We start from the raw sequence: 16,912 nt of genomic DNA on the forward strand, positions 1-16,912 counted from the left end.
TATGACAAGCATTTATACGACATTACGAACAGATAAAGCTTATAAAATCTACGATGGCTTTCTTTATGAGATTGCTGGTGATGAGTGTGAAGAAGCTTTAGATGTCGTTTTACCTAAAAATATTGTTTTTGCGGATACTGAAACTTGTGGTTATACTTTCTTACTTGATGAAGAAGGAAAAGTTTTCGACGAAGTCACTTTTTACAAATTTGAAGATAGTTACTGGATTGCAAGCCACAAAGCATTAGAAGATTATTTTGCTGGCATTGATTTTGACTTTTCAATCAAGGAAATTTCAGCTGATTACCAAATGGTTCAAGTAGAAGGAAAACAATCTGGTGATATTGCTCAAGCATTTTATGAATACGACATTGCAACCTTGAATTTTCGTGGGATGGCTGAGATGACTTATCAAGACCAAGCGGCTTACTTGGCACGTTTTGGTTTTTCAGGTGAATTTGGTTATCAATTCTTCTTGCCAACTGCTGTATTTGACCAGTTTGTGGCTGAGGTACTTGCTGATGTAGCCACATTTGATGATGACTTGGATGAATTTCTCCGCTTTGAAGTTGGTCAACCAATTACAAGTATTTATGAAACTGATGACTATTCACTTTATGAACTTGGCTACTCTTGGAACCTTGATTTTACCAAAGATGAATTTCGTGGTAGAGATGCTTTTCTGGAAACTACACAAGCAGTTGATTTGCGTAGTGTAGGATTTAAAGCCAGTGAAAAGATTGCCAAAGGGACAGACGTTTTATTTGATGACCAAGTTGTCGGAAAAGTAATCTGGTCAGCAGATGATGTTAGTAGCAATGAAAGCAACTTAGGCTTGATGACTATCGATAAAGAGTTTGCACATTCAGGCGTTCATTTTGTAGCTGAATCTGGACAAGTTTTGACAACTCTTTCAAGCCCATATCGTATCCCAGAAAGTTGGAACAAATAATGACAGTATATGTTAGTGGTGTAGGAATTGTCTCTTCACTTGGGCAAAATTATGCTGAGCACAAAGCTAATCTTTTTGCCATGAAAGAAGGCATTACAAAAAATACTTATGACAATCATGGCTGGACTTTAGAGGCTTACACAGGACGTGTGTTTGACGACCCAAAAGTTCCTGATTGTTACCAAAATGAGACTCGTAATTTTAAATTTGCCTTTTCAGCTTTGCAAGAAGCTCTGGATTCTTCTGGAGTTGACTTAAAAAATTATCACCGAGTTGCCATGTGTTTAGGAACGTCGTTGGGTGGTAAGGTCGCTGGTCAAGAAGCACTTTATCGCTTTCTTGATGGTGACCATGAAGTTGAAGCAGATTTATTGTCTAAGACATCTGTTCACCATATTGCGGATGAATTGATGGCTTACCATAATCTTGTTGGGGAGACTTATGTGATTTCAACAGCTTGTTCAGCTAGTAATAATGCTGTCATTTTAGGGACACAGCTCTTGCAAGATGATGAATGTGACCTAGCTATCTGCGGTGGTTGTGATGAGCTGAGTGATATTTCGCTAGCAGGATTCACATCGCTCGGGGCAATTAGTGCTAATATGGCATGCCAGCCTTATTCATCTGGAAAAGGAATTAACCTTGGTGAAGGAGCAGGCTTTGTCATTTTGGTGAAAGATAAGGCTTTAGCAAAATATGGAAAAATCATCGGTGGTGTAATTACATCAGATGCTTATCATATCACAGCTCCAAAACCAACGGGAGAAGGCGCAGCGCATATTGCTCAGACTTTGGTAGAAAAAGCAGGTATTGATTTCAAGGATGTCGATTACATCAATGGTCATGGTACAGGTACCCAAGCTAACGACAAAATGGAAAAAAATATGTATCATAAATTTTTTCCAGAAACAACACTCGTTAGCAGTACCAAAGGTCAGACAGGACACACACTTGGTGCAGCAGGAATTATTGAGTTGATTAACTGCTTGGCTGCTATTGAAGAACAAACTGTTCCTGCAACCAAAAATAATATCGGACACGAAGAATTCCCAGATAATTTTGTTTACAATCAAAAACGTGAACATGTTATCAAAAATGTCATGAATTTTTCATTTGCTTTTGGCGGCAACAACAGTGGTGTGCTTTTGTCGTCTTTGGACTCAGACTTGGAGACATTCTCAGTCACAGATGATATGACATTGGCTATTCTTTCATCGGCTAGCTCACTTGATAAAGTAGCACAAGATAGCAAGCAATATCAGCTTTGCGACAATGGGTTTAATGATTTCACAGCTTATCGTTTCAAAAAAGCCATGCCACCTAAGACAATCAATCCAGCGCAATTCCGCAAGATGGATGATTTTTCAAAAATGGTAGCTTTAACCACTGATAAGGCTTTGCGAGCTAGTGGTCTTAATTTGAAAAAAATGGACACTTCAAAAGTGGGAATTGTTTTTGTTACACCGTCAGGTCCGGTTGAAGTGGTTGAAGGCATTGAAGAACAAATCACCAAGGAAGGTTACGCTCACGTTTCTGCCTCACGTTTCCCGTTTACAGTGATGAATGCGGCAGCTGGTATGCTTTCTATCCTCTTTAAAATCAAAGGACCAGTTTCTGTCATTTCAAGTAATAGTGGAGCTATTGATGGTATTCAGTACGCTAAGGAAATGATGCAGCACGATGACCTTAATCAGGTGATTCTTGTTTCAGCTAATCAATGGACTGAATTTAGCATGATGTGGTGGCAACAAATGCGCTATGATAGCAGTGATTTTGTCTGTGCAGATTATTGTTCAGTACAAATTCTTTCGCGTGACCAATCAGAGCAGACAACGAAAATTTTAGGTAGCCGTCAGTTGAAATATCAAGGAAAATCTCTGCAAGAAGTGGCAACTATTTTTGACCAAGCTTTCCAAGAATTACTGGAAAAATTATCTTTGTCGTCACAAGATATTAAGGCATGTGTCTGGAATTCACGTAAAAAAATCGACAGCACAGACTATGATTTCTTGACATCTTTAATAGATTCTTACGGCTATGAAAATCTGGCTGAAAAAGCTTTTGCATTTGCTTCAAATGGAGCTGGTGAAGAGATTGATTTTGTGATGAATGAAGACCTTTCATCAGGAAATTACTTGGTATTATCTTATTCAAAATTTGGCGGGATTTCTTTTGCCATTGTTGAAAAATAGGTGGCAGTCATGAGTAAATTCTTATTTGCCCCGTTCATGATGAACCTTGGTGAGAGCCAACGTTTATCAAAATTAGCCGAGCATTTATGGCAAAAAGGTCACGAGATTCATATTATCGGGGAGCCTTACTATCCTTTCATTTTCGATAATGCGGCTTATATTTGGCATCACTGTCCTGCTGATAATGCCATTTACAACAAAGAACGGTATGATTCTTTTTTCTCCTTGTCAACGGATTTCAATTTTTTGACAGAAAATGAGATTGAAACGGTCTGTGATTTTGAGTGTGAGCTTTTAGCTAAGGAAATGTTTGATGCTGTGGTGACTGGCTACCGCTTGAGTATGGTGACGAGTTGCCGTCTTGAAAAAGTGCCTCTTATTTGGATTATTTCTGGGGCAACACACATCAGTGAAATCGTCGAAAATTCAGAAGGTCTATTTTCTAATAACAAATATTTTCAATCAAATCGCAGGCGTTCTCAGCTTAATCAGCAACAAATGAAAAAAACGGTTGAAAAGATGATTACCTCTTATTCAAGTAACGTCAGCACTTGGAATGCCTACCTGAAACGTCAAGGTGGCGAACCATTTAACAATGCTCTTGAACTCTTTAATGGTGATTTGAATTTGGTGGCGGATTATTCGCAATTCTATGATTTTCCAGCTGATTCTTCTTACAAAATCATTGGTCCGATTTTGATTGATGATGTCGGATTTTCATTGCATGAGCAAAAGGAAACGTCAAAAATTCTGTTAAGTTTTGGCACGTCTTTTAAGAAAGATTGGGTAGAAAAATTTTTAGAAAAACTTCCGAGAAATCGTAACTACCTTTTGACAACTTGTGGTGAAAACATTCATTTGCCAGGTGCGCACGTTGAGACGATTGACTTTATTGATTTTTCAAAACTTGAATCAACGATTGATTTTGCGATTATTCACGGTGGTCAGGGGACTGTCTATGCCATGGCAGAGCAAGGCATTCCTTTTATCGGCATTCCATTTTTCAACGAACAATTCTGGAACATCAAGAAGTTTAGCAAGCATCAAGCAGCGCTATTGCTTGAAAATCCAACAACTCAAAATCTTGCTGAGACATTTAATGATTTTACGGAGCAGTTGGCTGATTATAAGCAAAATATGTTGACCCTGACTCATCAAATAAAAAAAGAAGCACAGCATTCTTTAGAAAAAGCGGAGGCTGAAATTGCAGCATTTATCTTACAAAACAAGCAGTAATCTTGTCATTTTATATCAAAATGCTCATCAGGATTTAGACAATCAGCTGACGGGTGCGCGATTAGCGCGTTACAAAGCAGCGACTCGAGAAGTGACGCGAGAAAAACTTCTTCAAGGAAGTCATTTTGTCTATCGTGCTTTGAGGAAACTTGGTTTTGCGGACGATATTTGCAAGCAAGCTTTTTCGGTAGCGAGTACTTATTTGATTTCATTACCACAAGGACACATCTCTTATTCAAATTCAGGTGATTACCATGTTTTAACTTATTCTCCAACGGGTTCTTGTGGTGTGGATTTAGAGGAATATCGTGACCGCTCGCAGGCTGTTTATGATAAATTTCTTGGCTCTTGGAGTGTTCAGGATAAAAAGTTAGCCTTTTATCAGAAGTGGTTAGAAAAGGAAATTGCTTTTAAATGCCCAACTGCAGATAAAATCACTTACGAGTCTTTTGACAATTATTTGCTTGGATATTTCTTTGAAGATGAGTCAGAAATTACTCATCTAAAACTTTAATATAAAAAACTGAGCTCTTTTAAGAAGCTCAGTTTTTTAGTTATTTGGACGTTTACGTCTGTGACGTCGTGTCTCGATTTCTTCTAGGTAACCTGCGGTCATGATGCTGACAGGAAGTGCGATGATGGCAACACCAAGGATTGATGAAATCATGGTGATTAATTTTCCGATGGTAGAGACAGCGTAAATATCTCCGTAGCCAACGGTTGTCAGAGAAATAGTTGCCCAATAAAGGGCGTCGAAGAAATTATTAAAAGTTGTTGGCTCAACATTGAAAATGACGAGAGCTGAGATGAAAATATAAATGACAACTAAAGCACCAACGATTAATAAAGACTCTTTTTGCTTTTTAAGAACATGAATGAGCATGTTAATGCTTCTAGAATAACGAAAGAGTTTGAATACACGAACCGTACGAATCATGCGCACGATTTTGAACAATCGAAAAGTGTTATTCCAAAATAGTAGAGAAGACAAAATCGCAACAAGGTCTGTAATAGCAAGGAAAGTAAAAGGATATTTGATGAAAGAAATTTTTCCTTGCTTGAGTTTAAAGTCTGCAGTCATAAGACGTAGCACGTAATCGATGATGAAAATAAGAGTGGTTACATTTTCCAGAACCGCATAAAAAGTTGAATGTGTTTTGATGGTTAAAGGAAGCAAGCTCGCAATAATAACAATGACCATGAAAATGTCATAAATCTTTTCAACGGTGGTGACGTTTTTGGTTGGTTCAATGATGTCGTAAATTTTCTTTCTCATATTAGCTCCTTTAGCTTGTTAGAACTATTATAACATAGCAAAAACCATCTAAATCACCCATTTTTTGATATAATAATTTACAAAATTAAAGAACGGAGGAAAGAAATGTCAGTTGGTTTAGTATTAGAAGGTGGCGGCATGCGTGGGCTGTTTACGGCTGGTGTACTAGATGCTTTTTTAGATGCTGGTATTGAAGTAGATGGCATTGTGTCAGTGTCTGCTGGAGCACTTTTTGGAGTAAACTTCTTGTCGAAACAAAAAGGTCGTGCCCTTCGTTATAATAAAAAATATGCCTCATATCCTGAGTATATGGGACTTCGTTCTTGGCTAAAAACTGGAAATGTGGTCAATAAAGACTTCACTTATTATAAAGTTCCTATGGAGTTGGACATTTTTGATGAAAAGACTTTTGAAGAATCAGGAGTTCCCTTTTATGCAACAGTGACTAACTTGGCAACTGGGAAACCAGAATACCACAAAGTCGATAATGTTTTTGAACAAATGGAGTTGCTTCGAGCAAGTTCTGCTCTGCCGTTGGCTTCAAAAATTGTAGAGTGGAATGGCAATAAATACCTTGACGGTGGCTTGTCAGATAGCATCCCAGTTGATTTTGCTAAAAGTCTTGGCTTCGATAAAATTATTGTTGTTTTGACACGTCCGATTGATTACCGTAAAAAACCAAGCAGCGGTCGTCTTTACAAACTCTTTTACAGAAGATATCCAAAATTTGTTGAAGTGGCATCAAAACGTTATGAACATTACAATGCGACGGTTGAGCACATTATTGATTTGGAAAAGAAAGGTGAGCTCTTTGCTATTCGCCCAAGCCAAAATCTCGAAATTGGACGACTCGAAACTAACCCAGAAAAATTTGAAGAAATCTATCAAATCGGCTTAGCAGACGCTAAAGATGATATGGCAAAATTGAAGGAATATCTAGCAAAATGATAAAGTCAGATTTGTTTTGGTGTCAAACCAAGCTTATCGGCACATAAAAGGCATGAAATCCCCGTGATTTCGCCTTTTTTCTTTATTCTTTTCGTGGTATAATAGTAACCAATACTAAGAACATGGAGAAAAAACATGGCAACTTATAATCATAAAGAGATTGAGAAAAAATGGCAGGCTTTTTGGGCTGATAACCATACTTTCAAAACAGGGACTGACGCTGATAAACCAAATTTCTATGCGCTAGACATGTTCCCTTACCCATCTGGTGCTGGTCTTCACGTAGGACACCCAGAAGGATATACTGCGACTGATATTCTTAGCCGTTTCAAACGTGCTCAAGGTTACAACGTGCTTCACCCAATGGGTTGGGATGCATTTGGTCTTCCAGCAGAACAATACGCAATGGATACTGGTAATGACCCAGCTGAATTCACAGCTAAAAACATTGCTAACTTCAAACGTCAAATCAACTCACTTGGTTTCTCATATGACTGGGATCGTGAAGTCAACACAACTGACCCTAACTACTACAAATGGACTCAGTGGATTTTCACAAAATTGTATGAAAAAGGTTTGGCATACGAAGCTGAAGTGCCAGTTAACTGGGTTGAAGAATTAGGTACAGCTATCGCCAACGAAGAAGTGCTTCCTGACGGAACTTCAGAACGTGGTGGTTACCCAGTTGTCCGTAAACCAATGCGTCAATGGATGCTTAAAATCACAGCTTACGCAGAACGTTTGCTTAACGACTTGGATGACCTTGATTGGCCAGAATCAATCAAAGATATGCAACGTAACTGGATTGGTAAATCAACTGGTGCTAACGTTACTTTCAAAGTTGAAGACACTGACAAAGATTTCACAGTATTTACAACTCGTCCAGACACACTCTTTGGTGCAACTTATGCTGTTTTGGCTCCAGAACACCCACTTGTTGAAGCTATTACAACACCAGAACAAGCACAAGCTGTTGCGGATTACAAACATCAAGCAAGTCTTAAATCTGACCTAGCTCGTACAGACCTTGCTAAAGAAAAAACTGGTGTTTGGACTGGTAGCTACGCTATTAACCCAGTAAATGGTAAAGAAATGCCAATCTGGATTGCTGACTATGTTCTTGTAAGCTACGGAACTGGTGCTATCATGGCTGTTCCTGCCCACGATACACGTGACTGGGAATTCGCAAAACAATTTAACCTAGAAATCATTCCAGTTCTTGAAGGTGGAAATGTTGAAGAAGAAGCTTACACAGAAGATGGACTTCACATCAACTCTGGCTTCCTAGATGGTCTTGATAAAGCGCAAGCTATTGACAAAATGGTCGAATGGCTTGAAGCAGAAGGTGTTGGTAACAAGAAAGTAACTTACCGTCTTCGTGACTGGCTCTTCTCACGTCAACGTTATTGGGGTGAACCAATCCCAATCATCCACTGGGAAGATGGTACAACAACAGCTGTTCCAGAAGATCAACTTCCACTTGTATTGCCAGTAACAAAAGATATCAAACCTTCAGGTACAGGTGAATCACCACTTGCTAACTTGACTGATTGGCTTGAAGTGACTCGTGAAGACGGTGTTAAAGGTCGTCGCGAAACAAATACAATGCCACAATGGGCTGGTTCAAGCTGGTACTTCCTACGCTACATCGATCCACACAACGATGAAAAATTGGCTGATGAAGACCTTCTTAAAGCTTGGTTGCCAGTTGATATCTACATCGGTGGTGCTGAGCACGCTGTGCTTCACTTGCTTTACGCTCGTTTCTGGCACAAATTCCTTTATGATTTAGGTGTTGTTCCAACGAAAGAACCATTCCAAAAACTCTTCAACCAAGGTATGATTTTGGGAACAAGCTACCGCGACCACCGTGGTGCACTTGTTGCAACTGATAAAGTTGAAAAACGTGATGGTTCATTCTTCAATATCGAAACTGGTGAAGAACTTGAACAAGCACCAGCGAAAATGTCTAAATCACTTAAAAACGTTGTTAACCCAGATGATGTGGTTGAACGTTACGGTGCTGATACACTTCGTGTATACGAAATGTTCATGGGACCACTTGATGCTTCAATCGCTTGGTCTGAAGAAGGTCTTGAAGGTTCACGTAAATTCCTCGACCGCGTATACCGCTTGTTGACAACAAAAGAAGTTGTTGCAGAAAACAACGGCAACTTGGATAAAGTTTATAACGAAACTGTCAAAGCTGTCACTGAACAACTTGAAGCAATGAAATTCAACACAGCTATCGCACAATTGATGGTATTTGTTAACGCAGCAAATAAAGAAGACAAACTCTTTGCTGATTACGCTAAAGGATTTGTACAATTGTTAGCTCCATTTGCACCACACCTTTCTGAAGAATTGTGGCAAGAATTGACACATTCAGGTGAATCAATTTCATACGTTGCATGGCCAACATGGGACGAATCAAAACTCGTTGAAAACGACGTTGAAATTGTTATCCAAATCAAAGGTAAAGTTCGTGCAAAACTTGTTGTACCAAAAGACTCAAGCCGTGAAGAACTTGAAAAACTTGCTCTTGCAAATGAAAAAATTCAAGATGAAATCGCTGGTAAAGACATTATCAAAGTGATTGCGGTGCCTAATAAACTTGTTAACATTGTTGTAAAATAAGTTTTTGATGTAAATAAAAAAAATGACGCACAGGTTGAATCCTGTGCGTTTTTGTATTTTTATTAACAGCGCTAATAAAAACTTGCAGACATCTTTAACTTGTGATAAACTTAATGTACGTACATGTTAGAAGGAGAAAAATTATGGCAGCTAAGTACCAGATACTTGCAGATGATCTTTTAGAAAAAATTTTAAACGGTGAATACCCGATTGGAAGTGTGATTCCACCAGAAAGCAAGCTGCAAGAGATTTATCAAGTTAGCCGCCATACTGTGCGACAAGCTCTTAGTTTGTTGATTCAACAAGGATATTTGAAAGCTGAAAAAGGTTCAGGAACCTTTGTTTTGAATTATAAAGATGCATCAAAAAATAAGACTCAAGCTACTAAAACAATTGGTGTTATTACGACTTATTTGTCTGATTATATCTTCCCAACAATTATTGAAGGGATTGAAGAAGTGCTTCGTGAGCACGGTTATTCTCTGATGCTTAATGCAACAAATAATGACCCTGCACAAGAAGAGGAGTGCCTTAAAAGTATGATTTCCCAAGGGGTTGACGGCTTTTTGGTTGAACCGACTTCAAGTAACGAATACAATCCTAATATTGCTTATTACTCTCAATTGCGTGAAGATGGCGTGCCAGTTTATTTTTTGAATGCTTGCTATGACATGCTGGATGTGCCTTATGCGAGTCTTGATGATGAACAAGCTGGTTATGAAGCAACCAAATATCTTATCGGTAAAGGCCATACTAAGGTTGGGCTTATTGCCAAGATGGATGATATGCAAGGTAAATTGCGTATGAAAGGTTTTATCAAGATGCACGAAGAAGCTGGGTTGCCTTTCCAATCTCGTTATATTGCAACCTTTACGACGAAAAATCAAAAAGAGGCAATCGAGCGATATGTTGAGGACATTTTGGCTTCAACAGATGCTCCAACGGCAATTGTCTGCTACAACGACCAAGTGGCAAGTCAACTCATTCAGGCATTGCGTGAGGTCGGGTTAACTGTGCCTAAAGATATTTCCTTGGTTAGTCACGATAATTCATATTTGGCTCAAGCGCAATTGATTACAAGTGTTAAACATCCTAAAAAGCAGCTTGGTCAAGAGGCTGCGCAACAATTAATCAATGCTATCGAAAAGAATACTGAGATGACATCGATTCTTTATGCGCCTGAGATGATTGAACGAGATTCTGTAAAAGAAATTTAAAAAAATTTTTTGACGTTAAAAAATGATAGAAAAAGCTTGATGCTGTCCCATTTATGGGACTTTTTTTGTGCCTTGTTTTTCTTTCTGTCCGAACAAATTTAATTTTATCTATTTACATGTCCGAACAGAAGTGTTATAATAATCTCGAAAATTGAAAACGGATACAAAAGGAGGGCTATCCATGGTGCATGTTATTGATGACATTAAAAATGGTCACGTATCACTAGGGGTTGAATTTGGCTCAACCCGCATAAAATCAGTGTTAATTGATAGCAAGCAAAGACCAATTGCTTCTGGAAGTTACAATTGGGAAAATAAACTTGTCGATGGAATTTGGACATATTCATTAGAAGATATATGGACAGGTTTACAGACATCTTACCGTAATTTAAAAGCAGATGTTGCTAAGAAATATCAAGTTCCACTTAAAAAGATCGGACAAATTGGTTTTAGTGCAATGATGCACGGCTACATGGCTTTTGACAAAGAAGGCAACTTGCTCGTTCCATTTAGAACTTGGCGAAATACCATTACAGCTCAAGCCGCTAAGGAATTAAGTGATTTATTTGATTTTAATATTCCAGAACGTTGGAGCATTGCTCATCTCTACCAAGCGATGTTAAACAAAGAAGAACACGTTTCAAATATTGATTATCTGACAACTTTAGCTGGTTACATCCACTGGCAATTGACTGGTGAGAAAGTTCTCGGTGTCGGAGATGCTTCAGGGATGTTTCCGATTGATTCAGAAACAGGTGATTATAACCAAGAATTTTTGAATCTCTTTGCTAAGAAAATTGAATCTTACGACGTTCCGTGGCAATTAAAAGACTTGTTGCCAAAAGTTTTAACAGCAGGTACGCTAGCTGGTGTTTTGACAGAAGAAGGTGCTAAACTACTAGACCCAAGTGGTGAATTGGAAGCAGGCTCAAAACTTTGCCCACCAGAAGGTGATGCTGGAACTGGTATGGTAGCGACAAATAGTGTGGCTAAACGAACTGGTAATGTCTCAGCAGGAACTTCAATTTTTGCCATGATTGTTCTTGAAAAAGCCTTGAAGAAACTTCATCCAGAAATTGATATTGTCACAACACCGGTTGGTGATTCAGTGGCTATGGTTCATGCTAATAACTGTACTTCTGATATTAATGCTTGGGTGAAAATGTTCCAAGAATTCTCAGGCTTGTGTGGTAAACCAATCAGTACAGCTTACATTTACCCACTTCTTTTTAACACAGCTTTGTCAGGTGATAAAGATTGTGGTGGTGTTCTAAGCTACGGTTATTACTCAGGCGAAAGCATTACAAATATCAACGAAGGTCGTCCGGTTCTTGTTCGCACGCCAGACAGCAATTTCAACGTTTCAAATTTGATGCGCAGCCACATCCTATCAGCATTCTCAACACTTGCAATTGGGATGGAAATCTTGGTCGATGAAGAAAATATCCAAATTGACAAGATTCTTGGTCATGGCGGTATTTTCAAAACACCTAAAGTTGGTCAAAGTTTGTTAGCAGCTGCGATTAACAGTCCGGTATCTGTAATGGAAACAGCTGGTGAAGGTGGTGCTTGGGGAATTGCTCTCCTTGCAGATTATATGACCCACACTGAACGTTCACTTGCTGATTATCTTGAAGAAGTTGTCTTTGCAGACGCTGATGTAGCAACTATTGAACCAGATGTTGCAGATGTTGAAGGTTTTAAAGCTTTCTTGGAAAAATACAAAAAGGGATTAGCTGTTGAACGAGCAGCAGTTGAAACGATTTAGGAGAAAGACATGTTAGAAGATTTAAAAGAAAAAGTCTATCAAGCTAACTTGGAATTACCAAAACGTCACCTTATCCAATACACATGGGGAAATGTCAGTGAGGTTGACCGTGAGTCAGGACTCTTTGTCATCAAACCATCAGGTGTTGATTATGACAAGATGACAGCAGCTGACATGGTGGTTTGTGATTTTGATGGAAATGTTGTTGAAGGTGACCTTCGACCATCATCAGATATGCCAACCCATGCGGTGCTCTATAAAACTTACCCAGAGATTGGTGGTATCGTTCATACTCACTCACCTTGGGCAGCAAGTTGGGCACAATCTGGTCTTGATGTTCCAGCGATGGGAACAACTCATGCCGACACATTTTACGGTTCAGTTCCTTGTGCACGCTTCTTAACAAAAGAAGAATTGGATGCAGGATATGAACATGAAACAGGTAATGTTATCGTCGAAACATTTACCGAACGTGGCTTGGACCCGATGGCTGTTCCTGGAGTGCTTTTGCAAGGGCACGGCCCATTTACGTGGGGGACAGATGCTTATGACGCTGTCATGCATGCAGTGGTCTTGGAAGAAGTTTGTCGCATGAATGCTATCACACGCTTCCTAAACCCATTTGCACCAGAGTTGCCACAATACATCTCTGATAAACACTATAACCGTAAACATGGTAAAAATGCTTACTACGGTCAAGCAAATCGTTAACTTGTGATTAAGAATTAAAGAAAATATAAAGGAGTTTATTATGTTAGAAGCAAAAAAAGAATTTTGGTTTGTCGTTGGTTCACAACATTTGTATGGTGAAGATGCTCTTGAAGAAGTTAAAAAACATGCGCGTGAAATGGTCGCAACTTTGAATGCTAGCGGTAACCTCCCTTATCCACTTGTTTTCCAAGAAGAATTGGCTGTTTCAGCTGACAACATCACAAAATTGATGAAAGAAATTAACTATCGTGATGAAGTTGCTGGTGTTGTGACTTGGATGCACACATTCTCACCTGCTAAAATGTGGATTCGTGGAACAAAATTGCTTCAAAAACCATTGTTGCACTTGGCAACTCAATTTAACGAATCAATTCCTTGGGCAACAATCGACATGGATTTCATGAATTTGAACCAATCAGCTCACGGTGACCGTGAATATGGTTATATCAATGCTCGTCTCCAAAAAAATAATAAAGTCGTTGTTGGTTACTGGAAAAACGAAGATGTTCAAAAACAAATCGGTGACTGGATGGATGTCGCTGTAGCTTACAATTCTGGTTTTGAAATCAAAGTTGCTCGTTTCGGTGATAACATGCGTAACGTTGCTGTTACTGACGGTGATAAAATCGAAGCACAAATCAAATTTGGTTGGACAGTAGATTACTTTGGTATCGGAGATTTGGTTGAAGTGATTAATCAAGTCACTGACGAAGAAGTCGATGCTCTCTTTGCTGAATACAAAGAACTTTATGACTTTGATTATGGTAATTACGATGTTGAAACTTGGGAAAGCCATGTCAAAGAACAAGCGCGTTATGAAATTGCTTTGAAACGTTTTTTGGATGCTGGTGGCTACACTGCCTTCTCAGATAACTTTGAAGACCTTCATGGTATGAAACAACTTCCAGGTCTTGCTGTTCAACGTTTGATGGCACAAGGTTATGGATTTGCTGGTGAAGGTGACTGGAAAACAGCTGCGCTTGACCGCTTCATGAAAGTAATGTCTCACAACCAAAGCACTGGATTTATGGAAGATTACACTTATGAACTTGCTGCAGGTAAAGAAGCTGCTCTTGAATCTCACATGCTTGAAGTTGACCCAACTCTTGCTCACAACAAACCAAAAATCAGTGTTAACCCACTTGGTATCGGTGGTAAAGAAGATCCAGCTCGTTTAATCTTTGATGGTAAAGCAGGTTCTGGTGTTGTCGTTTCAATGGCTGACTTTGGTACAAACTTCAAACTTTTGATTAACGAAGTTGAAGCCTTCGAACCAACAGAAGCTGCACCAAATCTTCCAGTAGCACGTGTTCTTTGGGAAGTAAAACCAAACTTCCACGAAGGTGTGAAATCTTGGATTGAAGCTGGTGGCGGTCACCACACAGTTGTTTCACTTAACGCTACATCTGACCAAGTTGTTGCTTGGGCTAAAATGGTCGGTGTTGATTACGTAGTCATTAAATAATAATCCCTAATTAGAAAATAAGAAAATACTCCTCACTCCTATTTATTTGTTTGTATCGATGAGAGATTGACTGTGTGCAATCAGTCTTTCTCCCATTATTTTTAAAAAAATTTTTAGAAAAGAAAGCGATGGTTATGACAGACTTTAATTCAAAAGAATACCTATCAAAAGTTGATGCTTGGTGGCGAGCAGCTAACTACATTTCAGTAGCGCAAATGTATTTGAAAGATAATCCATTGATGCGTCGTGAAGTGACTAAAGAAGATGTTAAAGTTCACCCAATTGGTCACTGGGGAACAATTGCTGGGCAAAACTTTATTTATGCTCACTTGAACCGTGTTATCAATAAATACGACCTTAACATGTTTTACATTGAAGGACCTGGTCATGGTGGACAAGTTATGGTTTCTAACTCATACATTGACGGTTCATACACTGAACGTTATCCACAAATTACACAAGATGAAGCAGGTCTTAAAAAACTTTGTAAAATCTTCTCATTCCCTGGCGGTATTGCCTCACACGCTGCGCCAGAAACACCAGGATCTATCCACGAAGGTGGTGAACTTGGTTATGCTCTTTCACATGCCACAGGTGCTATCCTTGATAATCCTGATGTGATTGCCGCAACTGTTATCGGTGATGGTGAAGCTGAAACTGGTCCGCTTAATGCTGGTTGGTTCTCAAATACATTCATCAACCCAGTTAATGATGGTGCTGTTCTTCCAATCCTTTACCTAAATGGTGGTAAAATTCACAATCCAACAATTCTTGCTCGTAAAACAGATGAAGAATTGACTCACTTGTTTGAAGGATTTGGTTGGAAACCTTACTTTGTAGAAGGTAAAGACCCTGAAGTTATTCACGGTCAAATGGCAGAAACACTTGATGCTGTTATCGAAGAAATCAAAGCTATCCAAGCTGAAGCTCGTAAACATCCAGCAGAAGAAGCTACACAACCAGTTTGGCCAGTACTTATTGTTCGTATTCCAAAAGGTTGGACTGGTCCAAAAGAATGGAATGGTGAACCAATTGAAGGTGGTTTCCGTGCTCACCAAGTTCCAATTCCAGTTGAAGCAGGTCACATGGAATATATTGACCATTTGACAAGTTGGTTGAATTCATATCGTCCAGAAGAACTCTTTGACGAAAAAGGTTACATCAAAGAAGAAATCCGTGCGATTTCACCAAAAGGTGACCGCCGTATGTCAATGAACCCAATCACTAATGCCGGTGTTGTTAAAAAACTTGACCTTGCTGATTGGCGCAAACACGCTATTGATACTACAAAACCTGGTAGCGTCATGAAACAAGATATGATTGAGTTTGGTAATTATGTTGCTGACTTGATGCAAGCAAACCCAGACAACTTCCGTATCTTTGGTCCTGATGAAACAAAATCAAACCGTTTGAACAATGTCTTCAAAGTGACTAATCGTCAATGGCTTGGTCGTCGTGATGACTCATACGATGAATGGATTTCACCAGTTGGTCGTGTTATTGATTCACAATTGTCAGAGCACCAAGCAGAAGGTTTCTTGGAAGGTTATGTCTTGACTGGACGTCACGGATTCTTTGCATCTTATGAATCATTCCTTCGTGTTGTTGATTCAATGATTACCCAACACTTCAAATGGTTGCGTAAATCAAAAACACACACTGATTGGCGTAAAAACTACCCATCACTTAACTTGATTGCAACATCAACTGTTTTCCAACAAGACCACAATGGTTACACTCACCAAGACCCAGGTCTCTTGACTCACTTGGCAGAAAAAACACCAGAATTCATTCGTGAATACTTGCCAGCTGACTCAAACTCACTCTTTGCAGTCATGGAAAAAGCTCTTGCTGATGAAGATAAAATCAATGTCCTTGTCACATCTAAACACCCACGTCCTCAATTCTATTCTGTTGAAGAAGCAGAAGAATTGGCGCGTGAAGGCTACAAAGTAATCGACTGGGCTTCAAATGACCACGGTCAAGAACCTGATGTTGTCTTTGCAGCAGCTGGTACAGAACCAAACTTGGAAGTTTTAGCTGGTATTTCAATTCTTCACAAAGCCTTCCCAGATATCAAGATTCGCTTTATCAACGTTGTGGATATTCTTAAACTTCGTTCACCAAAAGTTGACCCTCGTGGTCTTTCTGATGAAGAATTTAACAAACTCTTCACAACAGATAAACCAGTCATCTTTGGTTTCCACGGCTATGAAGACATGATTCGCGATTTGTTCTTCAATCGTGCTAACCACAACGTTTACGTTCATGGTTACCGTGAAAATGGTGATATCACAACACCATTTGATATGCGTGTTCTTTCAGAAATGGACCGATTCCACATTGCAAAAGATGCTGCTCAAGCAGTCCTTGGTGACAAAGCGGCTGAATTTGCTAAAGAAATGGATGACAAAGTGGCTTACCACACTGCTTACATCCGTGAAAATGGTGATGATATTCCTGAAGTTCAAAATTGGCAATGGGAAAATATTAATTAATTGTTGCTAACG

12 protein-coding genes are annotated in these 16,912 nt (G+C 39.1%); 11 read left to right on the top strand and 1 reads right to left on the bottom strand.

Translation table 11 applies throughout. The annotated features are described in order from the left end of the window. Position 1: 1 nt before the first annotated feature. Genes ACN0NP_RS05635 through ACN0NP_RS05650 form a run of 4 tightly spaced genes read left to right on the top strand, consistent with a single transcriptional unit; the run spans position 2 to position 4,894 of the window. Entirely contained in the window at positions 2 to 952 is a 951-nt protein-coding gene (locus ACN0NP_RS05635; protein ID WP_423216928.1) for an aminomethyl transferase family protein, read from the top strand. After that, a complete protein-coding gene (locus ACN0NP_RS05640; RefSeq protein WP_423216929.1) occupies positions 952 to 3,144 on the top strand; it encodes a beta-ketoacyl synthase N-terminal-like domain-containing protein in 2,193 nt (730 codons plus the stop codon). Before ACN0NP_RS05635 ends, ACN0NP_RS05640 begins: the two co-directional genes overlap by 1 nt. Before the next feature lie 9 nt (positions 3,145 to 3,153). Beyond that, on the top strand, positions 3,154 to 4,380 hold the full coding sequence (locus tag ACN0NP_RS05645; RefSeq protein ID WP_423216930.1) for a glycosyltransferase: 1,227 nt from the start codon (positions 3,154 to 3,156) through the stop codon (positions 4,378 to 4,380). Beyond that, positions 4,349 to 4,894 (top strand): CylK protein, encoded by a 546-nt coding sequence (locus ACN0NP_RS05650; protein WP_423216931.1) that lies wholly within the window; start codon positions 4,349 to 4,351, stop codon positions 4,892 to 4,894. The genes ACN0NP_RS05645 and ACN0NP_RS05650 overlap by 32 nt, the downstream gene beginning before the upstream one ends. A gap of 36 nt (positions 4,895 to 4,930) precedes the next feature. On the opposite strand, the gene ACN0NP_RS05655 is transcribed toward ACN0NP_RS05650, so the two are convergent. Beyond that, positions 4,931 to 5,656 carry an ion transporter gene (locus tag ACN0NP_RS05655; RefSeq protein ID WP_398575189.1) on the bottom strand — a complete coding sequence of 242 codons (726 nt, stop codon included), beginning with the start codon at positions 5,654 to 5,656 and terminating at the stop codon, positions 4,931 to 4,933. Positions 5,657 to 5,761: 105 nt separating this feature from the next. Between ACN0NP_RS05655 and ACN0NP_RS05660 the strand changes: the two genes are divergently transcribed. From ACN0NP_RS05660 to ACN0NP_RS05690, 7 genes are all read left to right on the top strand, one after another. Further along, positions 5,762 to 6,604, top strand: coding sequence for a patatin-like phospholipase family protein (locus tag ACN0NP_RS05660; protein ID WP_027968053.1), 843 nt, complete (start codon positions 5,762 to 5,764; stop codon positions 6,602 to 6,604). Between the two features lie 135 nt (positions 6,605 to 6,739). Then, a complete protein-coding gene (gene leuS, locus ACN0NP_RS05665) occupies positions 6,740 to 9,241 on the top strand; it encodes a leucine--tRNA ligase (protein ID WP_423216932.1) in 2,502 nt (833 codons plus the stop codon). A 143-nt stretch (positions 9,242 to 9,384) separates the two neighbouring features. Beyond that, positions 9,385 to 10,458, top strand: coding sequence for a GntR family transcriptional regulator (locus ACN0NP_RS05670; protein ID WP_157327544.1), 1,074 nt, complete (start codon positions 9,385 to 9,387; stop codon positions 10,456 to 10,458). Positions 10,459 to 10,639: 181 nt separating this feature from the next. Further along, a complete protein-coding gene (locus tag ACN0NP_RS05675) occupies positions 10,640 to 12,226 on the top strand; it encodes a xylulokinase (RefSeq protein ID WP_423216933.1) in 1,587 nt (528 codons plus the stop codon). A 9-nt stretch (positions 12,227 to 12,235) separates the two neighbouring features. Continuing rightward, positions 12,236 to 12,937 carry an L-ribulose-5-phosphate 4-epimerase gene (locus ACN0NP_RS05680; protein WP_423216934.1) on the top strand — a complete coding sequence of 234 codons (702 nt, stop codon included), beginning with the start codon at positions 12,236 to 12,238 and terminating at the stop codon, positions 12,935 to 12,937. Positions 12,938 to 12,977: 40 nt separating this feature from the next. Next, positions 12,978 to 14,402 (top strand): L-arabinose isomerase, encoded by a 1,425-nt coding sequence (gene araA / locus ACN0NP_RS05685; RefSeq protein WP_045798294.1) that lies wholly within the window; start codon positions 12,978 to 12,980, stop codon positions 14,400 to 14,402. A 134-nt stretch (positions 14,403 to 14,536) separates the two neighbouring features. Next, positions 14,537 to 16,900, top strand: coding sequence for a phosphoketolase family protein (locus ACN0NP_RS05690; protein WP_039697738.1), 2,364 nt, complete (start codon positions 14,537 to 14,539; stop codon positions 16,898 to 16,900). The last annotated feature ends 12 nt before the right edge of the window (positions 16,901 to 16,912 follow it).

Origin of the sequence: Streptococcus equinus (assembly GCF_049393805.1) — a bacterium.
In the GTDB taxonomy this organism is placed as follows: Bacteria; Bacillota; Bacilli; order Lactobacillales; family Streptococcaceae; genus Streptococcus; species Streptococcus equinus.